The sequence below is a fragment of the Mycobacterium lacus genome (assembly GCF_010731535.1).
Taxonomy (GTDB): Bacteria; Actinomycetota; Actinomycetes; order Mycobacteriales; family Mycobacteriaceae; genus Mycobacterium; species Mycobacterium lacus.
The window spans coordinates 1,747,331-1,770,810 of record NZ_AP022581.1; the positions used below are offsets into that span (position 1 = coordinate 1,747,331).

At 67.1% G+C, this 23,480-nt stretch carries 21 protein-coding genes and 2 pseudogenes; 8 read left to right on the plus strand and 15 right to left on the minus strand.

Features of this window, described 5'->3' with window-relative positions; all coding sequences use genetic code 11:
• Positions 1-4: 4 nt before the first annotated feature.
• From G6N24_RS08015 to G6N24_RS08030, 4 genes and pseudogenes are all read right to left on the minus strand, one after another.
• The gene (locus G6N24_RS08015) at positions 5-1,081 is read right to left on the minus strand and encodes a PDR/VanB family oxidoreductase (protein ID WP_085160320.1); all 1,077 of its coding nucleotides are present in this window, start codon (positions 1,079-1,081) and stop codon (positions 5-7) included.
• A 10-nt stretch (positions 1,082-1,091) separates the two neighbouring features.
• Positions 1,092-2,027, minus strand: coding sequence for an alpha/beta fold hydrolase (locus G6N24_RS08020; protein WP_179963474.1), 936 nt, complete (start codon positions 2,025-2,027; stop codon positions 1,092-1,094).
• Positions 2,028-2,046: 19 nt separating this feature from the next.
• On the minus strand, positions 2,047-2,955 hold the full coding sequence (locus G6N24_RS08025) for a metal-dependent hydrolase (RefSeq protein ID WP_085160322.1): 909 nt from the start codon (positions 2,953-2,955) through the stop codon (positions 2,047-2,049).
• A gap of 23 nt (positions 2,956-2,978) precedes the next feature.
• Positions 2,979-5,243: pseudogene (locus tag G6N24_RS08030) on the minus strand (thioester reductase domain-containing protein); the annotation flags it as partial.
• A gap of 206 nt (positions 5,244-5,449) precedes the next feature.
• Between G6N24_RS08030 and G6N24_RS24325 the strand changes: the two are divergent.
• Positions 5,450-5,800 (plus strand): transposase family protein, encoded by a 351-nt coding sequence (locus G6N24_RS24325; protein ID WP_232070720.1) that lies wholly within the window; start codon positions 5,450-5,452, stop codon positions 5,798-5,800.
• Entirely contained in the window at positions 5,781-6,500 is a 720-nt protein-coding gene (locus G6N24_RS08035) for an ISAs1 family transposase (protein ID WP_232070721.1), read from the plus strand. The genes G6N24_RS24325 and G6N24_RS08035 overlap by 20 nt, the downstream gene beginning before the upstream one ends.
• Positions 6,501-6,518: 18 nt before the next feature.
• On the opposite strand, the pseudogene G6N24_RS08040 reads toward G6N24_RS08035, so the two are convergent.
• Positions 6,519-7,532, minus strand: a pseudogene (locus G6N24_RS08040) (AMP-binding protein); the annotation flags it as partial.
• Between the two features lie 579 nt (positions 7,533-8,111).
• On the opposite strand from G6N24_RS08040, the gene G6N24_RS08045 reads away from it, so the two are divergent.
• On the plus strand, positions 8,112-8,381 hold the full coding sequence (locus tag G6N24_RS08045) for a hypothetical protein (RefSeq protein ID WP_085158402.1): 270 nt from the start codon (positions 8,112-8,114) through the stop codon (positions 8,379-8,381).
• A gap of 18 nt (positions 8,382-8,399) precedes the next feature.
• Here the strand turns inward: G6N24_RS08045 and G6N24_RS08050 are convergent, their stop codons facing one another.
• Positions 8,400-9,395 (minus strand): diacylglycerol kinase family protein, encoded by a 996-nt coding sequence (locus tag G6N24_RS08050; RefSeq protein WP_085158404.1) that lies wholly within the window; start codon positions 9,393-9,395, stop codon positions 8,400-8,402.
• A gap of 143 nt (positions 9,396-9,538) precedes the next feature.
• Here G6N24_RS08050 and G6N24_RS08055 point away from each other — a divergent pair, with 143 nt between their 5' ends.
• From G6N24_RS08055 to G6N24_RS08070, 4 genes are all read left to right on the plus strand, one after another.
• A complete protein-coding gene (locus tag G6N24_RS08055; protein WP_085158406.1) occupies positions 9,539-10,420 on the plus strand; it encodes an oxidoreductase in 882 nt (293 codons plus the stop codon).
• A 177-nt stretch (positions 10,421-10,597) separates the two neighbouring features.
• The gene (locus G6N24_RS08060; RefSeq protein ID WP_085158408.1) at positions 10,598-11,524 is read left to right on the plus strand and encodes a DMT family transporter; all 927 of its coding nucleotides are present in this window, start codon (positions 10,598-10,600) and stop codon (positions 11,522-11,524) included.
• A 44-nt stretch (positions 11,525-11,568) separates the two neighbouring features.
• Complete coding sequence (locus G6N24_RS08065; protein WP_085158410.1) at positions 11,569-11,823, plus strand: type II toxin-antitoxin system VapB family antitoxin; 255 nt, start codon at positions 11,569-11,571, stop codon at positions 11,821-11,823.
• Complete coding sequence (locus tag G6N24_RS08070) at positions 11,823-12,218, plus strand: type II toxin-antitoxin system VapC family toxin (protein WP_085158412.1); 396 nt, start codon at positions 11,823-11,825, stop codon at positions 12,216-12,218. The genes G6N24_RS08065 and G6N24_RS08070 overlap by 1 nt, the downstream gene beginning before the upstream one ends.
• A 38-nt stretch (positions 12,219-12,256) precedes the next feature.
• Here G6N24_RS08070 and G6N24_RS08075 read toward each other — a convergent pair whose 3' ends face one another.
• The 9 genes from G6N24_RS08075 to G6N24_RS08115 all read right to left on the minus strand — a co-directional run bounded on the left by G6N24_RS08075 (position 12,257) and on the right by G6N24_RS08115 (position 22,561).
• Entirely contained in the window at positions 12,257-13,459 is a 1,203-nt protein-coding gene (locus G6N24_RS08075) for a cytochrome P450 (protein WP_085158414.1), read from the minus strand.
• A 124-nt stretch (positions 13,460-13,583) separates the two neighbouring features.
• The gene (locus G6N24_RS08080) at positions 13,584-15,059 is read right to left on the minus strand and encodes a hydrogenase large subunit (RefSeq protein WP_085158416.1); all 1,476 of its coding nucleotides are present in this window, start codon (positions 15,057-15,059) and stop codon (positions 13,584-13,586) included.
• Positions 15,056-16,525 (minus strand): proton-conducting transporter transmembrane domain-containing protein, encoded by a 1,470-nt coding sequence (locus G6N24_RS08085; RefSeq protein WP_085158418.1) that lies wholly within the window; start codon positions 16,523-16,525, stop codon positions 15,056-15,058. Before G6N24_RS08085 ends, G6N24_RS08080 begins: the two co-directional genes overlap by 4 nt.
• Complete coding sequence (locus tag G6N24_RS08090; protein WP_085158420.1) at positions 16,525-17,187, minus strand: hypothetical protein; 663 nt, start codon at positions 17,185-17,187, stop codon at positions 16,525-16,527. The genes G6N24_RS08085 and G6N24_RS08090 overlap by 1 nt, the downstream gene beginning before the upstream one ends.
• A gap of 10 nt (positions 17,188-17,197) precedes the next feature.
• Positions 17,198-18,148: a respiratory chain complex I subunit 1 family protein gene (locus G6N24_RS08095; RefSeq protein WP_085158442.1), complete on the minus strand. Its 951-nt coding sequence runs from the start codon at positions 18,146-18,148 to the stop codon at positions 17,198-17,200.
• Between the two features lie 5 nt (positions 18,149-18,153).
• On the minus strand, positions 18,154-20,130 hold the full coding sequence (locus tag G6N24_RS08100; protein WP_407938702.1) for a proton-conducting transporter transmembrane domain-containing protein: 1,977 nt from the start codon (positions 20,128-20,130) through the stop codon (positions 18,154-18,156).
• Positions 20,127-20,606 carry an NADH-quinone oxidoreductase subunit B family protein gene (locus G6N24_RS08105; RefSeq protein ID WP_085158424.1) on the minus strand — a complete coding sequence of 160 codons (480 nt, stop codon included), beginning with the start codon at positions 20,604-20,606 and terminating at the stop codon, positions 20,127-20,129. The genes G6N24_RS08100 and G6N24_RS08105 overlap by 4 nt, the downstream gene beginning before the upstream one ends.
• Positions 20,607-20,608: 2 nt before the next feature.
• Complete coding sequence (locus G6N24_RS08110) at positions 20,609-20,953, minus strand: lsr2/espR transcriptional regulator (protein ID WP_085158444.1); 345 nt, start codon at positions 20,951-20,953, stop codon at positions 20,609-20,611.
• A 111-nt stretch (positions 20,954-21,064) separates the two neighbouring features.
• Positions 21,065-22,561 (minus strand): potassium/proton antiporter, encoded by a 1,497-nt coding sequence (locus tag G6N24_RS08115; RefSeq protein ID WP_085158426.1) that lies wholly within the window; start codon positions 22,559-22,561, stop codon positions 21,065-21,067.
• Positions 22,562-22,742: 181 nt separating this feature from the next.
• On the opposite strand from G6N24_RS08115, the gene G6N24_RS08120 reads away from it, so the two are divergent.
• Positions 22,743-23,438 (plus strand): potassium channel family protein, encoded by a 696-nt coding sequence (locus G6N24_RS08120; protein ID WP_085158446.1) that lies wholly within the window; start codon positions 22,743-22,745, stop codon positions 23,436-23,438.
• Positions 23,439-23,480 lie beyond the last annotated feature (42 nt).

Genomic DNA, 23,480 nt, shown 5'->3' on the forward strand with positions numbered 1-23,480 from the left:
CCGCTCAGGCGTCGATCACCACGCGTCCGCTCTTCGCGCGCGAGACGCAGACCAGCATTTCGTCGTCGCCCTCCGCGGTGCGCCCGCGACGATCGACCTCCCCGGCCAGCACCTTGAGCTTGCAGGTCCCGCAGAACCCTTGCTGGCACGAATACGCGGTCGTCGGATCGTGGTCGAGCATCACGTGAAGTGCCGACCTGTTCGCCGGCACGCTGAGCACCCGCCGCGAACGCGCGAGTTCCAGCTCGAAGGAGACACCATCGATGACCGGCGGCGGGCTGAACCGTTCGTAGTGCAGTGGCGCATTGGCGTGTTTGTCGCGCGCAGTGCGCACCGACTCGAGCATGGCGGGCGGGCCGCACACGTACACGGCGATCGTCGGCCCGGCGTCGGCAAGCAGGTCCGCCGCGGTGGGCATTCGACCCCGCTCGTCGTCGGCCCACACGGTGACCCGATCCGGTGCCACCGCCACCACCTCGTCGAGCAGGGGCATGTACTGGCGGCTGCGCCCGGCATAGACTGCGCGCCAATCGATTCCGTGCTGATGAGCCAGCTGAATCATGGGCAGGATGGGCGTCACCCCGATGCCGCCGATCACGAACAACACCTCGTGCTCGTCGGTGACGAGGTGGAACGCGTTGCGGGGGCCTTCGAAAACCACAGTGACGCCCACCTCGAAGGTGTCATGCATTTCTATCGAGCCGCCACCGCCGTCGGCGATCCGGCGTACCGCGATGCGGTAGTCGGTGCGCCGCCCGGGTGCACCGCACAACGAGTACTGCCGACGGCGGCCCGAGGGCAGCCGAACATCGATGTGCGCGCCGGGTGTCCAGGACGGCAACAACCCGCCTTGCGCGTCGGCCAACGTCAAAGCGACCACGTCGGGTGCGAGCAGTTCGCGTTTGGTGACCACCGCGATGTTGGTCCGCCGCACCGGCGCTATCCGAGACGGTGTCCACCGCGACGCCGACGCGAAGCCGCCGAAGAGAACACCGACGCCCCACAACGCTGTGTAAACCCGGTCACGCTTGCGGCGACCGTACAGGTCGGCGGGTCGACTGCTCCAGATAGTCTGCGACACAGTAGATTTCCTACCTCCGGGGGCCGGCGGCGATGACGGACTCGGCCGCGGGAGCCGCACCCTCGAGGACCAGGTCGACCCACTCGCCGGTGAGCCGGGCCACGACGGCGGGACGCGAGCTCACCACCCAGTGCCCGCCTTCGATGGGAATGACCCTGCCGCGGGCGGGAATTGACCCGGTGAATCGCTGTAGGGCAGGCGACACGAAATAGTCCTTGCGCGCTACCAGTACCTGCACCGGGACTGCTGTCTGCGGCAGCTGCGCCGGCGGCGCCAGAATCGGCGCGGGCATGTTGGCTCGGTACAGGTTGAGCCCGTTGAGGTAGTCATCGATCGACCGGTACGCCGCACGGTGCTGGCTGTGGGTGCTCGGCCGGCCGATACGTTCCACCGCCTCAAAGACTTTCACCGTTGCCCGGGACCGGATCGCCACCTCGGGCGCACCGGGGCACAAAAAGAACCAGATGTAGCTGGAGGCCAGGATCTGTTTGGCCACGTCGGCCACCGCGCGAGGTGTGCGCGGTGACCGCAGAAACCGGCCCGCATAGTTCAGGTGCGGACCGGAGATCGAGGTGAACGACGCGATCTTGGCGCTCGCCGAGTCGTGGGTGACCGCCGCCCAGCATTGGATCGATCCCCAGTCGTGGCCCAACAGGTGGACCCCGTCCAATCCCAGGCCGTCGATCACCGCGCTGATGTCCGAAATCAGTTGGGGGAGTGCGTATCCCGAGCATTTGGCTGGGCGCGCTGATTCGCCGGCACCGCGCACGTCGTAGGCCACGAAGTTGTATCGGTCAACGAGACGCTCGGCGACCCCGTCCCACACGTGGTGGTTATCCGGATAGCCGTGGACGGCCATTATGGTCGGGCGCTGCGCGTCGATCTCGGTGTAGGCGTGCACCGCCAGGGGTACGCCGTCCGATGCGGTCACGGTGGTGTTGGGCATGGACGCCGCTCCTCGATGCTCAGTGAGACGCCCGGGCGGCAGGCGATCTGGCCAGGTAGTCGACGGCGCGTCCCACCCCGCCCAGCCGGGACGGATGAAAACTCGGCGTGTAGTACGCGCCAATGACCCGCAGGAATTCGAACGGCCCGGGCACCAAACCCCGGCGCGCCGCGTCGAAGTAGTTCCGCCAGCGCGGTTTGGTTCCCGGCGGCAAGTGTGGGTCCACCGAGTACATGAATCGCACGCCGCGGATGAACAACCACAGTAACGACGGCGTCACCAGCAGCTGGGTGCGCACCTGCCGCCAGTATCCGGCGCGCAGATGCTTCATGGTGTCGAACGCAACCGCCTTGTGCTCGACTTCCTCAGCACCGTGCCAGCGCAGCAGGTCCAACATCACCGGGTCGGTGCCGAGGGTGTCGTGTTGCGGGGTGTCGAGAATCCACTCGCCCAGGATGGCGGTGTAATGCTCGAGGGCCGCCACCATCGACACCCGCTCGAGCAACCAGCGCTGCCGTCGTCGCCGGCTCCAACGGGGCCGGTCACCGATGAGCTTGCCAAACAGCCAGGCCATCTGGTTGGTAAACGGTGTCACGTCAATGCCCTTGGCCGCAAAGTGGTCGAGCACACCCGAGTGGGCTTGGGAGTGCATGGCCTCCTGGCTGATGAATCCCTGCACGTCCAGCCTCAGTTGGTCGTCCCTGATCAGCGGCAACGCGTTCTTGAACACATCGACGATGAACTCCTCGCCCGCTGGCAGCAGCAGGTGCAGGACGTTGCAGAAATGGGTGGCGAAGGGCTCGTTGGGCACGTAATAGAACGGCAGCTTCGCCCAGTCGAACTCGACGTCACGCGCCTGCAGGACGATTCGCTCGTGATCGAGCGAGGCGTCATGCGGACCCGCTGCCCGGTCGTCGACAGTGAACATGGTGAACCTCCCCCGCGGAGTGGCTATGCAATGGATTGCGTGTCCTCGGTCTCGTCGGTGATCAGACGCGCGTCCCGCAGAAACCGCACGAGGTCGTCGACCGTATCGGTCAGAGACGGCTCGCGCAGGCGGACCCCGGCCAGCGCGCGCGCCCGCCGGTACTGGGTGTTGTCGTAGCGCTTGTCCCGCATCGCCGCGATCTTGTCGGACGAGCGGGTGAGGAAATCGACCAGCGGATAAAGCGGGTCGCGGGGCGCACACCGGACGTTCAACTGCTCGGCGAAGGACGGGATGTCGTAGTAGGTGAAGCGGTAGCCGTAGCGTTCGGACAACAGCCGCGTGATGTTCATCAGGTTGTAGTAGCCATCCGCGGTCATATTGAACACATGACCGCAGACGGTCTCGGCCGGAAGGCCCATCAGCGCGACGATGTGATCCGCGATCAGGTCCGCCGGCAGCAGGCTGATTTGGTTGAGCGCGCTGACGGCCACGCCGTGCTCGATCATGAACGCCGTGAGGCGCACCAAAATGTCGTCCTGGCTGCCAAAGCCCGCACTGGTGGGGGAGATGAGCGAGGGCCGGTAGATGCGCACGTCGAGTCCCTGCCGCTGCGCAGCTAGCGCCAGTTGCTCGGCGACCCATTTGGTTTGCGAGTAGCCGAAGTCTAGGCCGCTCATCTCGGCGTTCGCGTAGGACTCCCCGACGACCGGCTTGGTGCTCCAGCCGTAGATGAAGGTGCTGGAGACCAGGTGGAAGGTCTTCCGGTGCGCGGTCATGGCCAGCCGCAACAGCTCCCACGTGCCGGCCACGTTGGCGGGCCGCAGCGCGTCGTAGGTCCGGACGTAGTTGACGAGGGCCCCATTGTGGACGATGGTATCGATGCCCTCGGCCAGTCGCTGGAACTCAGCCTCACCGACGCCCAGCCGAGGTTCGGCCAGGTCCCCGCAGAGTATCCGCACTCGCGCCCTGACCTCGGCCTCCAGCGCAGGGGACCATAGCCGAGCGCGGCGCAGCGAGGCGACGATGCGGTCCAGGCCGTGTGCCGCATCCGTGGCGCGGACCAGCGCGTGGAGGGTGTACGACGTTTGGCCGAGCAAGCTGGCGAGCAGGAACGGTCCCAGGAATCCGGTGGCGCCGGTCAACAGGATGTCGCTGGGCGCGCCCGTTCGCGCTGGTGGCAATGCCGGCAGGGGCAGCTGTGCGTCGGCGCGCATCTGCGTGGCCTCGTACTCGTCGTAGTCGGCGGAAATCTGGTCGAGCGCCTGCCTCAGGGCGTGCAGCGGCTGCCCGCACTCCCCGGACCCGCTGCCGAATTGCCGCATCAGCCGGAAGAACTCGGCGACCGTCAGCCGCTGCAGCAGGCGCGCGTTGACCTCCTCGGCCACCGCCCCCGCGCCGTGCTCAGCCAGCAACGCCTGCAGGTCGGCGCGGAGCTCGGCCAGGGCCAGCGAGTCGATCCCGAGATCCGCGAAGGAGCAGTCCTCCTGACCGGTCAGGTCGTAGCTCTCGATGAGGTGGTGGAAGCGTTCCAGCGGACCCGCGGCGGCGTCCGGCGCTTCGGGGATCTGGTGGGTGTAACTCGCCACCACGGGCAGTTTGCCGTCCAGCCAGAGCTTGCGGGTCTGCGCGCGCCTGATCTTTCCCGACGTGGTCTTGGGAATGCTGTGCGCCGGTACGAACAGGATGGTGTTCGGGTCGATGTGGCAATGCCTGCGGATCGCCCGCGCCAGCGCGTGCGCGTCCGGGAGGGCCTGTCCGTCTCGCACCTCGGCGACCACGACCGGCACCTCCCCCTCATCGCGCTCGACCGAGAACGCGGCGACGCAGCCGTCGCGGACATGCGCGTCCTGCCCCACGATGGCCTCGATGTCCGAGGGGTAACAGTTGACGCCGCGGACGATGATCAGGTCTTTGGTGCGGCCGCAGACGAACAGTTCGCCCTCGTACAGGAACCCGAGATCCCCGGTTCGCAAATAGGTGTGGTGGTCATCGCCTGCGATGCGGGCTCCGAAGACCTCCGCGGTGACGTCGGGGCGGTGCCAGTAGCCACCTCCCTTGGACGGTCCGTCCAGCCAAATCTCGCCGATCCGGCCTTCGCCCAAGGCCTGCCGCGACCCGGGATCGACGATGCGGACCACGTTCCCGGCGGCGGGCTTGCCGCAACTCACCACTGGGGCCTGGTTGTTGTTCTCGGGCAGGGCCTTTTCGACTCGCGCGAGATTCTGCTGCAGCGCCCGCTTATTCAGCGCCAGGGTCTGACGCCCCCGGACGGACACCAGGGCGCCGGAAAGGTTGATGCGTAGAGCTGTGACCTCGGCCGTTATCAGTGTGTGACCGGCGTGTCGGATGTGGCGGGTGTGGCCAACGGGCTTGGATGCAGGTTGCGAAGCCAACCATCCGAACCCGAGGTCACACCCACGTGCCATCTTCTCCGACGCCGCCTGCCGATGCGAACCCGACGCGCCACGAACGCCTGTTGCAAGCCCTGCAGACAGTGCCCGACCCACGCGACCGGCGCGGGGTGCGCTACTCGTTGGCCGGGGTGCTCGCACTGGCGGTCACAGCTACCTTGGCCGGGTGCCGGTCGTTCGCGGCGATCGGCCAATGGGCCGCAGAGGCGGCAAGTGGCACACTGGCTTCGTTCGGAGTCACCAGCGGCAGCGCCCCGGACGAATCGACGTTGCGCAAATTGTTCGCCCGCCTCGATGCCGACGCCCTCGACCAAGCATTGGGCGTGTGGATGTGGACGCGAACCTTCACCGTCGAGCAGCGTCGCGTGATCGCCATCGACGGCAAGACGATCCGAGGCGCGCGCACCCGCGCTGGTGGCAAGGCCCACACCTGATCGCCGCATTCGACCACGGTGCCGGAGTCGTGCTAGGACAGGTGGCCGTCGACGCAAAGAGCAACGAAATACCGCTGCGCGAACACTGTTGAGGCATCTCGATCTCGACGATGCAGTGGTGACCCTCGATGCGATGCACACCCAAACCGATACCGCCACACTCATCACCGGCGCAGGCGGCGACTACGTGTTCACAGTGAAGGCGAATATGCCGACCCTGCACCACAAGCTCAAGACACTGCCCTGGAAGGACATGCCCGCCCACACGACCCGGGCCGCTGAGCGTGGCCGACACATCACCCGTTCGATCAAGGTCGCCGACGTTCCCGACTGGATCGACTTTCCCGGTGCAACCCAAGTCGCCCAGCTGCGCCGCACCGTCACCGTTGACGGAAGCAAAACCGTCGAGGTCGTGTACCTGATCACCTCAGCAAACCACACGGCCGCACCGCCCCAGCGGCTCGCCACCTGGGTCCAAGGGCACTGGAGCATAGAAAATCGCCTCCACTGGGTCCGAGACGTCACCTTCGCCGAGGACTCCTCGCAGGTACGCACCGGCCAAGCACCACGGGTGATGGCCACCTGCCGCAACCTCGCCATCGGCATCCTGCGAATCACCGGCTGGGACAACATCGCCGCCGGCCTACGCCACCACGCCACACACCCAGACCATGCCCTCAAACTGGTCCTGACCTCATGAGACGCGACTTTTCCGGCACCCTGGGACGGACACGACCAGCGTGTTTTCGGCCAGGCCGAAAGCGCCGGTCAGCGCGTCGGGCCGCAGACCGTAAGGAGCGAAGCGCTGCCGGAAGCGCGCGAAGGTTTTGGCGCGCAGCGGCTCCGCCCCGACGACGATGCTGTCGAGGCTGCTCAGGTCGATCCCGGCCAGCTCGGCCGCGGGGAGCTTGTCCTCGCGCAGGCAGTACTCCAGTGCGAAGTTGGGCGCTGGGGTGTGGGTGGCGCGGACGTCGCTGACGAGCCGCAGCCACGCCGCCGGCCGCTGGAGAAAGTCGACCGGCGACATCGCATGTGTGGTGCCGCCGCCCGCCAAGATGAACAAGTAAGCGGAGATCAACCCCATGTCGTGGTGCTGCGGGAGCCAGCTGACCGCTACCTCGTCGCCGTCGAAGGCCGAGGCGTTGGCGATGACGTTGGCGTGGCTGACGATCACGCCCTTGGGGTCGCTGGTGGAGCCGGACGTGTACTGCAGGAAGAGCACCGGGCCGGGAACGTCCGCCACGGGGGCGCCGCCGAAGTCTTGCGTGCCGTCCGTCGCGAACCAGGGCAGTTCCGGGAGCCGCTCGGTCTCGGGCCAGGGCACCGCGCCTTGACGGTGGCCGAGCAGCAGCCGGTAGTCGTACTCAAACTGCTTAGTCGAGAGGACAGCCTTTGCCTGGCAGTCCCGCGCGATGAAGCCGAGCTTGGCCAAGCCCGCCTCGAACGCCATGGGCAAGGGAGGGCTGACCGGTACGGCGATCACCCCGATGCGCGCGCAGGCGAAGAATGCCGCCACCATCTCCAGACCCGGTGGGTAGACCAGCAGCGCCCGCTCACCAGGCCTGAGCCCGGCCTCGGCGAACAGGTAGGCGGCCAGCTCACGCGTCCGCTCGGCGAAGCTCTGGTAGGTGTAGTGCTCGAGCTCGCGGCCTGCGGCGTCGACGAACCGGAAAAGGGTTTGGTCCGGTCTGCGCGCTTCCCACATCCGCAGGTAGTCAATCAGCGTCTCCATCGTCGGAGTCATCCTCTTCCCCCATCGCGATTGATCAAGAAAATGGTAACGCCACATACGGATAGCAAGCAAAGCATACAAGCGACTTTACAGGTGCTGAACACTAATTTCACAATGTTAATTTGGCGAACAAGCGTATATACCTATATATGCGATGCACGTCTCTGGCGTCTGCCGCCCCTAGATCGACCGCGTATCAGGAGTTCAAGGATCCCGTAAATACTGTTATCAGTAAGTCAGTACAGCAACTATGGGCAGGTAGTGGGGCTTTCTCAGCAGTTACGGCGATACTGGTGTGCGCATCTCCGTATTTCCGTACTTAGTGATGATTACGGCAGAATGCGCCTCGCCCCCGCGGACGCCAACCATCGCTAATGCCCTCTTCAGGCGTTTACTCGCAAATCATTGTGAGCGCCAGTACACTGCAATGGTGATCGAGCAGATAAAGTAAACCAGCAATCGCACAGATGCCAAAAGCAAAGCATTTGGACGACGACGCCATCGGCGGGCATCTCATGATCTACGGATATACTGATCTGGCCATCTACTGACGTTCGATGCCGACAGGAGACCACCACGATGAACCACACTTCCGACCGCATCGCGGCGGCGCCAACCGAACCTGTGGCGATCGGACGAACACGCGTCCAACGAACAAGCGTCCGACGCACGGTCGACCTCTCACCCGCCCAACATCGAGCCCTCGACATCTGGCAGCGAGACGCCGCTGACCGCATCGGCCTCACCCGCGTCACCGGACAAGAAGTCCTGTCCGCGCTCGTCGACCAACTGCTGAGCGACCCCAAACTCGCCGCCCAGATCACCCGCACCATTCAGTCCCAGCGGTGACTCCCTCCGGGGCCGACGTCAGGCCCCCACCTGGGCGACGCGGATGTGCGGCCCGGCACGAACCACCAGCCTGACGATGCCGGCGAAACGCTCGCCGTCGATGATCGGCGACAGCGGCTCGCCCTCGGCCTCGATGATCATCTCTTTGCCGTTGACGTCGCGTATCCGGTCACCGCGGATCGTGCCGTAGGTGAGTGCCGCGGGAAGCTGCGCAATGATCCTCGAGGGTGATGTCTCCCCGGCTTGGAAATGCAGCGCACCGGGTTCGGCGGCCTTGGGGAAGAGCCGAAACGGACCGCCGATACGCAGGTCGATCGCGCCGGCGTGCAGCAGCCTGTGTGTCCGCGTCGGGACCTCCTCGCCATCGATGAGGACGCGGGCGTGCGTCGGAGCGAAGAGGTGAGATGCGTAGTTGCTCCTATCGGAGCGGCCCGGGGCAACCTTAGACGTCAGGTAATCGCCGAACGTGCGAGCGATCGTTCGCGCGACCGCCGTCCGGTTATGGTCGGGGTTGGCGTAGTACTTGTCGTAGAACCGGTTGCCGACACCTCCGGCGGCCAGCCCAAAACAGAGCCGATGAAACGTTGCGCCGTCGGCGGTTTCGCCGTCGAGTTCCAGGGTGTCGAGGCACACCTCGGGCGGAGGCCGATCCGCCTGGGCGGCGGCCATCAGTGCGCGCAGAATCGCATCGGCCCGCCCGCGTACCCGTGCCTTGCGCGCGACAGCGTTGACACTGCCACCGTTGGTGGGCACGAATGTCGGCCAGCGTTCCGGATCGCCGATCCATTGCCAGGTTTCATTGACCAACCAGTGCAGCACGCCGTCGCCGCCGTCGCCCACGAGGTGGCTGACTCGTGGATCGAGCTGCTGCACGATACCGCGCAGGTCCTCGACGGAAGCGGTTTCATGCACCTCGCCGCATGGGCCGACGATGCGCCGCAGGTCGGCGCTGCGATCACCCGCCGCGGCACGGTTCCTGCGTGCGAGCGGATTGACGATGACGACTAAATACATGCGGCGGTCCGCGATCTGAGGTGCCCGGGTGGGATTCCGCCGGCCATTCTCGGCACGATACCTGCGACGCCGTTGCGAGTGAGATCACGCCGGAAACGCCGGGTCGGAAGCCCGTCGTGATTTCGACACTTAGTGTGGCTGCCATGTCCGGTTGGACCGCCGCAGACCTGCCCTCGTTCGCGGGGCGCACCGCCATCGTCACCGGCGCCAACAGTGGGCTGGGCGAGGTGACCGCCCGCGAGTTGGTCCGGGTCGGTGCCCACGTCGTCCTGGCGGTGCGCGACACCGCGAAGGGTGTCGCCGCGGCCGCGCTCATGACCGGCCCCAAAACGGGCGAAGTCGAGGTGCGCCAACTCGACCTCCAGGACCTGTCCTCGGTCCGGCGTTTCGCCGACGGCATCGACAAGGTCGACGTCCTGGTCAATAACGCCGGCATCATGGCCGTCGACTACGCGCTGACGTGCGACGGCTTCGAGCGCCACATCGGCACCAATCATCTCGGTCATTTCGCGTTGACGAACCTGCTGCTGCCCAAGCTCACCGACCGGGTGGTGACGGTGTCCTCGCTGCTGCACATGATTGGCGACGTCCGCGTCAAGGACCTGCACTGGCAGTCCCGGCGGTATTCGAGGTGGCTGGCCTATGGCCAGTCGAAGCTCGCCAACCTGCTGTTCACCAGCGGGCTGCAGCTGCGCCTGGATGCCGCCGGCTCTCCGCTGCGCGCGCTGGCCGCCCACCCCGGCTGGTCGCACACCAACCTGCAGGGCCGCTCCGGCCGCAAGTTGACCGACGCGGTGGTACTGGCCGCCGACCGTGTCGTGGCAACCGATGCCGACTTCGGCGCTCGGCAGACGTTGTACGCGGTATCGCAGGACCTACCGGGAGACACGTTCGTCGGCCCGCGATTCGGCCTCTACGGCCGCACCCAGCCGATCTGGCGCAGCTGGCTGGCGAAGCGCGCAACCACCGCCGCCGCACTTTGGGAGCTTTCCGAACAGCTCACGGGTACCACGTTTCCGCTTTGAGGCTCGACCGTGTTCCCGCGGCGCATGCCTAGGTTGTTCAGGTAGGAATTGAGGAGGTTTCACCGCGGGGGCGGCTGAGCATTCATTGCGCACCAGAGTCACCGCGGGAGAGAAGCGTCGGTGAATACCCCGTGTGCGTAGCGACTTCCGGCCCGGACGTCGGCGAGGAGGCCACCCATGTCAAATACGGATATCGCGGCAGTTCTCGCCCTGTGCGCCGCGCTGGCAGCCGCGATCGGAAACGTGATCCGTCAGCGCTCCGCACAGGAGATCACCGACGAACCGGTCGGTCACTTGACGCTGTTCGGCATGTTGGTGCGCAACACCCGGTGGTGGCTCGGCGGTGCGGGCGACATCGCCAGTTACTGCCTGCTCGCCGCGGCCCTGGACAGGGGCTCGGTCATGTTGGTCACGGCACTGCAGGTGACGGTGTTGCTGTTCGCCCTACCCATCTATGCGCGATTGACCCGTCATCGGATAACCCGCCGGGAGTGGCTGTGGGCCGTATTGCTGGCAGGGGCGTTGGCGACGGTCATCACGGCCGGGGATCCGACGGCCGGCCACTACCGTGGCTCGCTGGCAACCTGGATCGTTGTGGCGCTCGTGATGGGTCCGGCGTTGGGGTTTTGCGTGCTGGGCGCCCGGATCTGGTCGGATCGTCCGGCCGCGGCGGTGCTGCTCGCGGTGGTGTCGGGTTCGTCGTTGGCGCTGTTCGCGGTGCTGACCAAGGGTCTCGTCGAGGTGCTTCACACGGGCGCTGGCAACTTGCCGTATGCCCCCGAGCTGTACGCCTGGGTGCTCGCCGGGCTGGCCGGGATGATCTTCCAGCAGTCAGCGTTTCGCGCTGGCGCGCTGACCGCCTCCTTGCCGGCGCTTACCGTGGCAAAGCCAGTGGTGGCCACGGTGCTGGGGATCACCGTGCTCAAGGAGACGCTGGAGGCCAACGGCCCGGAGTGGATCTTGCTGGTGGCGTCGGCGGTGCTGGTGATCGTCGCGACCGTGGCCCTGGCTCGCGGTGAGGCCGCCACCATGGCGGCCGGGGCGGGGCGTGACGTGAAAGTCATCGCCCAGCCGAAGGCTCCGTCGCAGCGCCTGAGCGACTGACGCGGCGGCGTCTAGAATCTTGCTATTTATATATAATCTCGACCATGGCGTTGAGCATCAAAGATCCCGAGGCCGACCGCCTTGCCAGGGAACTGGCAGCGCGCACGGGTGAGACGTTGACCGAAGCGGTGGTGGTCGCGTTGCGGGAACGGCTCGCCCGCGAGACCGGGCGCGCGAGGTCGATTCCGCTGCGCGAGGAGTTAGCGGCCATCCGCCGCCGCTGCGCGGCCTTGCCGGTGCTCGACACTCGAACCGCGGATGAGGTCCTCGGCTACGACGAGCGAGGTTTGCCTGTCTGATGGTGATCGACACATCTGCGTTGGTCGCGATGCTCAACGATGAGCCTGACGCCGGGCGGTTCGAGGCAGCGGTGGAAGCGGATCATGTTCGGCTGATGTCGACAGCGTCCTACCTGGAGGCGGCGATCGTGATCGAAACCCGCTTCGGTGAACCGGGGGGACGGGAGCTAGATCTGTGGCTCCATCGCGCCGCAGTCGACCTTGTCAGCGTCGATTCCAACCAGGCGGAGACCGCACGAGTCGCCTACCGCACCTACGGCAAGGGGCGGCATCGTGCCGGCCTGAACTATGGCGACTGTTTCTCCTACGCCCTGGCCAAGGTCAGCGGCCAGCCGCTCCTGTGTAAACGTGACGACTTCGCACACACCGACATTCACGTGGTTCTCGCTGTCTAAAGCCCATTGACGGGCGAGATCACGACGAGATTGCCAACTCACCCGAGGGTCACGCGCAGCCGTTCCCAGCCACGCACGGTCGAGGTTGGCGCCAGCCTGAGGCTGTCGTAGTCAATACCCCATTCGGGCCAGCGGTTGAGTAACTCGTCGAGAGCGACCCGGCCTTCCAGGCGCGCTAGATTCGCCCCGAGGCAGTAGTGCACCCCCTTGCCGAACGTGATGTGAGAAATGTTGTCGCGGTGGATGTTGAACGTGTCCGGGTTCTGGTAGCGGCGCGGGTCGCGGTTTGCTGCCCCGAACAGCAGCAGCACGGCGCTACCGGCGGGCACCGTCGTGCCGTAACAGTCGACATCGCGCAAGACGTAGCGCGCGACGTGCGGACCCGTCGGCTCGAACCGCAGCGTTTCGTCGACGGCACGCGTCAGCAGCGATCGGTCTGCCGCGACTTCCCGACGCTGGTCGGGGTGTTCGGCGAGCACCTTGGCCAGCCAGCCGATGAGCCGACCGGTCGTTTCGTTGCCGGCACCGGCGACGACCTGTGTGTAGTGCAGCACCTCGTTGCGGGTGAGCTTTCTCGTCACGCCGTGCTCGTCCTCGAACTCGACGTTGAGCAACGCCGTCATGAGGTCGTCGGAGGGATTCTCGGCGCGCCAATCGATGTACTCGGCGTAGATGCTCCCGTCGGCAATTTTGTCAGGATTCACGACCTTCATCGGCGTGCCGGGCTTGGTGCGCAGGTTGGCGTCATTGGCGTCACGGACGCTGACTTGGTCATCCTCGGGAATTCCCAACAGCATGCCGATGACGCGCATCGGCATCATCGAGGCGAGTTCGGCGATGATGTCAAAGCCGTCCGAGCCGACCAGCGGATCCAGGCAACCGATGCAGTACCGCCGGATCCGTTCTTCGATCGCGGCCATCCGACGCGGGGTGAACACCCGCGACATCACCCCGCGCAACATCGTATGCATCGGCGGGTCTTGGAACATCATCACGCCGGGCGGCATGTCGAAATCGGACTGCACGAGCTCGAGGATGTCCCCTCGGCCGCTGGAGAAGGTCTGCCAATCGGCCAGTGCTCTCTCGACGTCCGCGAATCGTGATAGCGCCCAGAAGTCGTAGCGTTCGTTGTAATAGATCGGCGCCTCGTCGCGCAGCCGGGCGAATGTCGGGTACGGGTTGGCGGTGATGTTGATGTCGTAGGGGTCGTAGTAGACCTCGGTGTCGTTGGCGGTAGTCATTGATCCCGCTTCAAGGCTCGGTGAGATGCGAGTAACGGCGTTACTGCCAGTACCGTAACCGTGTTACTGGCCGAAGGCAAGGGATCGCGCGGGATCGCCGGACACGCCGGGATTTTCCAGGTGCCTACAGGTCGTTGCCGGCGTAGGACTGGTTGAAGCTCTTGTTGGCCAACGGGAAGTCGGGGACGATGGTGTCGGCCATGGCGACGGGGAGTGCGGGCCAATTGAACCACGACGGGTCAACAACTTTGGCGCGGGTAATGCGATCGGCGCCGTCAATTTCGATGCGGTGAACAATGGTGCCGCGCCAGCCCTCGACGATGCCGACGCCGCTGCTTGGGGCGCCTACCGGGTGAACCGGGGCAGCGTATTCGATTGGGCCGGAGTGCGATTCGACGATGTGTCGGGCGAGAGCGGTGGACTCGGCGAATTCGTCGCGCCGCACGGTGTAGCGGGCGAGGACGTCGCCGTCGGGGGAGCCGATCTCGGTGACGGGCAGCGCGGTGGTGGGGTGCTCGACGCGGGCATCGGTGCGCTGACCGCTGGCCCGGGCAACGTAGCCCAGGCAGCCAAGGGCGTTGGCGTCATCGGGCCGCAGGATGGCGGTGCCGGCGAAGCGGTCGTGGACAACCGAGTTGGCCAGCGTCAGTCCGGCGACCTCGGCGAGATCGGCGGCGAGCGTCCCAAGTTCGTCGGTGTCCGGAAGACCGTGCAGCGCAATCCCACCCGGGTGGATGGCGCCGCGCAGTAGCCGGTGCCCGGTGACGGCGGCGTTGAGCCGCAGCAACCTTTCGCGGATCCGCTGGGCATGGGCGTTGGCGAGCGAGTAGCCGACATCGTTGGCCAAGGCGCCGAGGTCGGCGGCATGGTTGTAGAGCCGTTCGAGTTCGACGATCAGGGCGCGCAGCCGGTGGACCTCGTCGGGCAGCTCGATGCCCAGCGCGTCTTCGATCGCCAGGCTGTGGGCCAGCGCGTGCGCGGCGGACGTGTCGCCGCTGATGCGTTCGGCGAGATCGAGTGCCCCGGTGGCAACGCGGCCGTGGAAGAGTTTCTCGATGCCGCGGTGCACGAACCACAGCCGGGCCTTCAGGCGCACGATCGTCTCGCCCGCGACGGAGAACCGGAAGTGACCGGGTTCGATGAGGCCGGCGTGCACGGGGCCGACGGGGATCTCGTATACCCCAGGCCCCTCGACGGTCAGGAACGGAAAGGCCTCGGTACCAGTGAATTCGGGCGCGGGCCCGGCGTCGGTGCGCATGGGGTGCCACTCGGGCCAATGCGCGTGGCGGACCAGCCGGCGCGGCTTGGGATGGCCGACCGGGCGGATTCCGTACAGGTCGGCCATTTCGCGCTCGAACCGGCCGGCGGGAAACGACAGATAGGCCAACGATCGCACACTCGGATTATCAATCGGCACAACGTATTCCAGCTCGACACGGCGGTCGGGCCGGCCGGCCAGGAATAGATAGACGACGCGCAGGCTGTCTCCGTCGTCGTGGGCGGCGACCAGGGCCAGGCGAAACGAATCGGCCAGGAGTTGCTCGGCCATCTCGATCAAACCGTTCTCGGATACCCGGTTGCTGATCCGGTTTCGGATCATCGCGGGACACCCACATTGCTGGCGGCGATGCCGAACAGGTCGGTCAGCGGCCCCGCGGTGATGCCGAGGGCCGCCGAGACGACGATGCCGACGATGAGGGCCGCCGCGGCGGTGGCCGGCACGGTGATCGACGGCATGCCCGCCGATGGGGCGCCAAACAGCATGCGTCCGGAATGGCGTGCCAGGGCGGTGAAGCCGATCGCGATCAGCAGCATCGCCACACCCAGCGCCCAGGCGAGCTGCGCGCTGGCCAGGGAACGCGCGATGGCCAGCTCACTGGCGAACATCGCGAATGGCGGCAGCCCAAGCAACACGATCAGGCCGGCGGCAAAGGACGCGCCGATCAGCCGTGACCGCCGCATGAGGCCGGTGATGTCGGCGATGGCGGTGGAGTGGTGCGCTGCCTGCACCTGACCACCCGCCAGGAACAGCACGGTCTTGCCGATCCCATGGGCGAGCACGTGCAGCAGCAGCGCGGCAACCGCCAAGGTCGTGCCGGCGGCCGCCGCGATCGCGATCAGGCCCATGTTCTCCATCGACGAATACGCCAGCATCCGCTTGATGTCGCCGGTGACGGTGAGCATCAGCACCGCGACGAGCAGCGTCACCAGCCCGACCACCAGCAGCCCGTTGCGCAGGTAGGTGGGCCCGGTGGCTGCGTCGATGATCGGCCGCAATCGGATGAGCACCGAGAATGCCACCGACAGCAGCACCCCACTCATCAGCGCGGACACCGGGGCGGGGGCTTGGCTGTGCGCGTCCGCCAGCCAGGTGTGGAACGGGAACAGGCCCGCCTTGGCGCCGTAGCCGATGAGCAGAAGCCCACCGGCCAGCCGGGCAACCCCGGGGTCCAGGCGGCCGGCGTATCCGGAAAGGACGTCGAGGTTCAGCGCCTGGGCGGCGGGCGCGTCGGCGCATCGGGCGGCGAAGTACAGCAGCACCGTGCCCAAGAAGGCGATGGCGATGCCGACGGAGCAGATCACCACGTACTTCCACGTGGCTTCGAGCGCGGTGCGGGTGCGACGATGGCCGACCAGGAAGGCGGTGATCACCGTCGTGGCCTCGATCGCCACCCACACCACGCCGATGTTGTTGGCGCACACCGCGAGAACCATCGCCGCCAGAAACGCCGGCGTCAGCACGCCGTAGAGGCGAGCGCCCCGCTCGTCGGTGTGGCCGTGTGCGAGTTCGGACTCGAGGTAACCGATGCTCGCCCAGGTGGCCAGCGTTCCGACGATGCCGATGACGATGAGCATGGTCACCGTCAGCGCGTCGGCGCGCAGCAATCCGCCCAGCGCGAACTGCGCCCGGGACCCCACCCGAAATCCCAGCCCCGCGGCGCATGCCAGCACGGTCGCTGCGGACGCCAGGGTCAGCGTTGCGGTCAGCCGCCGCCACCCGGCGACCAGGGCGGCGATCGACGCGCCGACCGGCGCGAGGATCGCGGCGAGCAACAGAATGGCCATCAGTCCCGCAACTCCCGCAACTTGTCCAGGTCGGCTCCGCCGAAGGTGCGTCGCAGCCGTCCTGTCAGCACGCCGATCACGATGACGGCGAACAACACGTCCAGCGAGGCGCCGAGTTCGACGATCAACGGCACCCCGGCGGTCAGCAGGAACGCCGTCGCGGCGATCCCGTTGTCTAGCAACAGGAATCCGGCCGCCTGTGAGACCGCGTGCAGCCGCGTGGCCAGCACGAACAGCGCGATCAGGACCACCGCGAACGCAGCGGGCACCGCGTTGATGGTCACACCCGGAGCCAGATTGACCACCGGCCGAGTGATGGCGAAAGCGGCGACGGTCAGCCCGCCGGCGATCAGCAGCGAACTGGTGGTGTTGACCAGCGGGGTCGCCTCCCGTTGCGCGGCCGCCTCGGCGCCCACCGCGCGGGACAGCAGCCAGGGCAACACCGCCACGCGCAGCGCGATGACAGCGAGGCCCACCCCGATGAGCGCGTGATCATGATCGTGGATACCGCGCAGCAGCGGGATCGCTGCGACCGCCACGCCCTGCCACGCCAGCAATGTCACGATGGCGTGCAGGTCGCGGCGCCAGACGATCAGCACCGAGGCAAGCACGAGCCCACCGGCGGCAAAGTCGACCAGGATCGAGAAATCAGCGTCGGTCATCGGTGGGCCCTCACGCCTGCACGGTGAAGAAGTTGGCGGCGGTAACCGCGAGCAGGGACAGCAGAAACGAGCCGGCCAGCAGCTCGGGCACCCGAAACAATCGCAATTTGGCGACGAACACCTCGAATGTCGCGAGCAGCACCGCGAGAACCGCGACCTTGGTCGCCACCGCCGTCACGCCGGTCAACACGTCGAGGGCGGTGGGCTGGGCACCGGCAATTCCCCACGGAAAGAACAGATTTGCCAACAGCGCCAGCAGGACCGTGATCCGCATCCCGGCCGCCCACTCGACCAATGCCAGCCGCGGGCCGGCATATTCGAGGACCATCGCCTCGTGCACCATGGTCAATTCCAGGTGGGTGGCCGGGTTATCCACGGGCAACCGTCCGGTCTCGGCCACGATGACGATCACCAGCGCCCCGAATGCGAGTACGCCGGCCAGGGACACGACGTGGCTGGGGTGCTCGATCGTACTTGCCACTAGCGCACCGAGGTTGGCCGATCCGGCCGGGATGGACAACGCGAACACGGCGAGCAGGATCGTCGGCTCCACCAGGGCGGCGATAGTGATCTCGCGGCTTGCGCCCATGCCGCCGAACGAGGTGCCGGTGTCGATACCGGCAAGGGTTAGTGCCACCGTGCCCAGGAACAGCAGCCCGACCACGGCGAACAAGTCGGCGCTGCTGTCCAGGGGTGACCCGGTGGCGACGAGCGGTGCGATCGCGGCGATCAGCAGCGTCGTCCCGGCGACGATCCCGGGCGCCGCCGCGAATACGACCGTCGTTCCCGACGGCGTGATCTGTTGCTTGCCAAGTTGTTTGACCAGATCGCGCCACGGTTGCAGCAGTCCGCCGCCGGCCCGGCCCTCCCAGCGTGCCCGCACCTGGCGCGTGATGCCGATCACCAGCGGCGCGCCCACCATGACCGCGCCGATCTGCGCCGCGCCCGCGCAGTAGGAGATCACGTTCACCGGGCGACCACCAGCACGATCAGCACCCCCAGCGCGCCGTAAGCCAGGTACAGGTGCACGCTGCCGGTGTGGGCGCGCCGCATGAGCCCGGCCGCGGCGGCCACCGCCTGGACCACGGGGGTGTAGAGGCGCTGTTCGATCGCGTCGGCTATCGCGGTCCGGTAGGTGATCCTGTCGACCATGAATCGCGACTCGGCAGTGGGGGTGACCTCGACGCCGGTGTCCGGGCGCAGCACGTCGTCGAAGACCCGCTGCAGCGGCTCGGCGAACGACGTGGCCGTGTACTGCATGCGCGCGGTGAGATCGTCTGCGCCACAAGCCCACAGCGGCAACACGGCCGGTGCCGGGCGCCGGCGGAAACGCCAGCGCGCGAGGACGGCCGCCGCCAGCGCGCCGGCGACCACGCCGGCGGCGATCACGCCGGGTGCGATCGATCCGGACACCCCGGGCAGCCGCACCACGGCGCCGAGATCGGTGAACTCGACGGTCCGTGCGGCCGGCAGCGTCGCAACGGCCCGCCGCACTGCGGGCGCGACGAGCACCGGCGCCACCGCCAGCGTCAGGCAGGCGGCCGCCGCGATCGCCATCCCGGCGTGCATGCCGGCCGGTGCCTCACGCGCCCCGTCGGCCCGCGGTGAGCGGGGGCGGGCGAGGAAGCCGATCCCGAACGCCTTGACCATCGCCGCCACACTCAGGCCCGTGGCCAGCGCGACCGCGCCGACCGCCAGCGGTGTCGTCAGCGCCACAATGGGGTCGCGTCCGGGAGCGGCATGGATCAACGACTGGACCAGCAGCCACTCGCTGACAAAGCCCGCGCCCAGCGGCAGCCCACACGCGCCGAGCGCGGCGACCCCGAAAAATGTGGTGGTCGCGGGCATCCGGCGGGCCAGCCCGCCGAGCAGGTCAAGATCCCGCAGCCCGGTCGCCGCCAGCACCGACCCGGCGGCCAGGAACCCGAGGCCCTTGAACGCCGCGTGCGCCAACAGGTGCAGGACCGCCGCCGCGGCGGCGATTGACGCCGGGCCGTACGCACCGGTATCCGCGAAAAGCGTTGCCGCGCCGAGCGCCAGCGTGATCAGGCCCATGTTCTCGGTCGTCGAATGGGCCAGCAGCCGTTTGAGGTCGGTGGCCACCGAGGCCTGCAGGACCCCGTATAGCGCCGAGGCGCCACCAACCCCCAGCAGCGCAAGCCCCCACCAGCGGGGGCCCGGCCCGAGCAGCTGCAGGTCGAAGCGGGCGATGCCGTAGATGCCCAGGTTGACCATCGCTCCGCTCATCAGCGCCGACACCGGACTGGGCGCCTCCGGGTGCGCCCGCGGCAGCCAGGCGTGCAGTGGCACCAGCCCCGCCTTGGAACCAAACCCGACCAGCGTCAGCACGAACACGGCGGTGCGGGGTCCGGCAGGGATCCCCGCGAGGTCGGCGAGGCGGTCCGCTCCTCCCGCCGTCACCAGCACCATCAGTCCGACCAGGATCGCGACGAACCCCAGCTGGGTCATCACTGCGTACGACAGCCCCGCCGAGCGGACCTGCGGGCGAGTGTGCTCGGACAGCACGAGGATCAGCGACGTGATCGCCATCAGCTCCCACGCCAGCAGAAACGTCGTCACCGAACCCGCGGCCGGCACCAGGATCATTGCCGCGACGAACAGCGGCACCACCGCCAGCGTGACCCCGCCCAGGTGCTCGCGCCGCGCATACCCGATCAGGTAACAACCGACCGGAACCGCCACCCCACCGGTGAGCGCCATGAAGAATCCGCCCAACCGGCCGAGTTCGATCTGTATTCCGGACAGCGGAAGCAGCCAGCCCACACGCATCGCGCGCACGGATCCGAACAGGCCCAGCAGACCCAACCCGACACCGCCGACGCCGACGGCCGACGTGACGACCCCGGCGACGGCCGAACCGAAGCCCTTTTGGGGCAACATGTTTGGCGCCGACGCAACAGGGGCTGTCGGTGCGACGGTCATTTTCCGGTCACCGATCGCAGGGCCGCCACGATTTCGGCGGGTGTCGGCGGGCATCCCGCGACTTCGACGTCGACGGGGACCACCTCGCCGACCGCGCCGACCACGCCGTAGGCGTCCTTGAACACCCCTCGGTTCAGGGCGCAATCCCCGCACGCGATCACCAGCCGCGGGCGCGGCGTCGCCTCGAGCGTATTGCGCAGCGGGCCGGCCATGTTGTGTGTCACCACGCCGGTTACCAGCAGCGCATCGGCGTGCCGCGGCGAGGCGACCAGCCGCGCCGCGAAGCGCTCCGCGTCATACACGGGGCCGAATGCTCCCGAGATTTCCACCTCGCACCCATTGCAGGACCCCGCGTCGACATGCCGGATCTGCAGCGAACCCCGCACCCCCGCAGGCGGTTCCACCGCCGGAGCCGGCTGCGCGCCGGCGGGCTCGACGACCCGTCCGACGCGGAAGATCTTGGCGACCCAGCCCATCGCTACTTCTCCGTGCCGCTGGCGCGGAGGTCCTCCAACACCGCGACGCGATCGCTAAGCACCCTGGCCAGCACCTTGCGAGCCACCGCGAGCAGCTCGGCGATATCGGGCGAGGCGATCGAATAGGTCACCGTGTTGCCGTCGCGGCGTGCGGCGACAACTCCCGCCCGGCGCAACACTCCCAATTGCTGGGACAGGTTCGACGATTCCAGCCCGACGTCGGAGGCCAGCAGCTCACCGACCGAGCGATCCCGCTCCACCAGATGCTCCAGGATCCTGATCCGCGCCGGGTGCCCAAGGGTCTTGAAGAACTCGGCCTTGAGCTTGTAGAGCGGCTCCGATTCCACCTGCATCTCCTGAAGACTTCAGCAATCCGACAGTCGACCAGTTGAAAAATTTATCAGATTGTCGGGGCTGGGGCTGCGCGGTCGAGCACCGGTGGGCGGCAAGCGTCACCGTCAGTCGGGTTCGCCGTATTCGTCGAACCAGTACGCGAGTTTGCCCCTCCGACTCACCGCACGAAGTCGGGCCTCGGTCGCGGCCCGCGTCCTGCTGGTGGTGACGATCAGAAGTTCGTCGCCGGTCTCGATGCGGGTGTCGGGTCCCGGGACGAAGGTGTGGCCGTCGCGGATGATGAGCGTGATCACGGCGGGGTCGGGCAGGCGGAGTTCGAGGATGGTGACGTTGTGCAGCCGGGACGGCGGTTGCACGGTCATGGTCAGCAGTTCCGCGTCGAGCACGTCGAGGGGCGCCGCTTCGACCTGAATCTCACGGGTGGCTTCGCGGGAAATCAGGCGCAGCCGGTGAGCGATCGGGCGAAGGCTGGGGCCCTGCACCAACGTGAATACCACCACCAGCACGAACACGATGTTGAGCAGGCGATAACTGTCCGGAACGCCGGCGACGATCGGAAAGGTCGCCAAGACGATGGGGACCGCGCCGCGCAATCCCGCCCAGGACAGAAAGACCTGGTCGCGCCACGGGACGCGAAACCCGGCGAGCGATGCCACCACCGAAACCGGCCGGGCGACCAGCAATAAGAGGAGTCCGACGACGATCGCCGCGACCACGTCAACCGTCAGTGCACTCGGGTTGACCAGCAGTCCGAGGAGCACGAACAGTCCGATCTGCGCCAACCAGCCGACACCTTCGGCGAACGACCGAGTCGTCGACCTGTGGGGCAATCCCGAATTGGCCAGCACCACCGCGGCCAGGTAGGCGGCGATGAATCCGCTGGCATGGGCCTCGCCGGCGGCGGCGAACGCGACCAGCCCCAACCCGAACGTGGCGATCGGGTACAGGCCGGATGCGGGCAGCGCGATGCGTCGCAACGCGAGGGCGCCGAAGTATCCGACCGCCAGTCCGATCGCGGCTCCGCTTAGGAGTTCGAACGCGAGGTCGGTGACCGCGCCCTCGGGTTCGAACACGAAGGGCACCACGCTGAACATGAGCACGAGAATCACGGCGGGCGCATCGTTGAAGCCGGACTCGGCCTCGAGCAGTCCGGCAATGCGCCGGGGCAAGGGCAGCACCCGCAGGACCGAGAACACCGCCGCAGCGTCGGTGGACGAGACGATCGCCCCGAGCAACAACGCGACCTGCCAGTCCATCCGGAGCAACAGATGCGCACCGACTGCGGTGATGAGCGTGCTGACGGCGACGCCGACGGTGGCCAATGCGGCCGCCGGCGCCAGCACCTTGCGGATGTCGGTGAACCGGGTGGTCAAACCGCCTTCGACAAGGATCAGCGCCAACGCCGCCGTGCCCAGGTTCCTGGCTAGTTGCACGTCGCTGAACTGCAGGCCGAGCCCGTCTTCGCCGACGACGACACCCACGAGCAGGAAGAGGAGCATGCTGGGAAACCCGACGCGAGTCGCCACTCGCGTACCCACAATGCTGGCCAGCAGCACGAGGCCACCGATCAGCAAAGCCAGATACAGCTGTTGCAAACTCATTTCGTTTCGTTCCCGTTCACGGTGACCCCGGCAGCGGGCGCACATTGTCCGACGGGGGCTGCGACTTTGGCGTGCTGCCAGTAAATCAGTACCAGGTCCGCCACGCGCCCCGTGTATGGCGCGAAGTGCCCGCTTTCTGCCGACCCGGATGAGACAAGATGGTTGGGTGGCGACACGAAAATTGCGGATCGGGATCGCCGGCGCGGGCAAGGTCGGGCGTTCGGTCGCGCGGGAGTTGCTGGATTCCGGGCACAAGATCTTGTTGATCGAACGTGAGCGCAGCAACTTCGAACCACATACCGTCCCCGATGCGGATTGGCTACATGCCGACGCGTGCGAACTGACCTCGTTACAAGAAGCGGGAATCCAGACGTGCGACGTTCTGATCGCCGCGACCGGAGACGACAAGGCCAATCTCGTCGTGGGCCTGCTGGCCAAGGTCGAGTTCGGCGTGCCCAGGGTGGTGGCGAGGATCAACGACCTGCACAACGAGTGGCTGTTCGGCCGGGCGTGGGGTATCGACGTGGCGGTCTCGGCGCCGGGTGCCATGGTTGCCGGGATCGAGGGTGCCATCGACGTGGGCCACCTGGTGCGGCTGATGGGGCTCCGCGGGGGCAGGGCGGCCCTGGCGAAACTGACGCTGCCCGAAGACAATCCACTGGTGGGGCGGCGAGTGGGCGAGTTGGATCTGTCGAGGAACACCGCTTTGGTCACGGTGCTTCGAGGCGACAGTGTGGTCGTTCCCCAGGCCGACGACGTGCTCCAAGCCGGCGACGAGATGCTGTTCGTCGCCGACAACTCTTCGGAGGGTTCTCTCCGGGCCGCCGTTCACAGCGCCAATCATCTTCGCGCGCCGACCGACCGCGAGTCCGGATAGCACCTAGCGGCCGGGTGGCGCCGGATCGCCCTCTTCGATGTC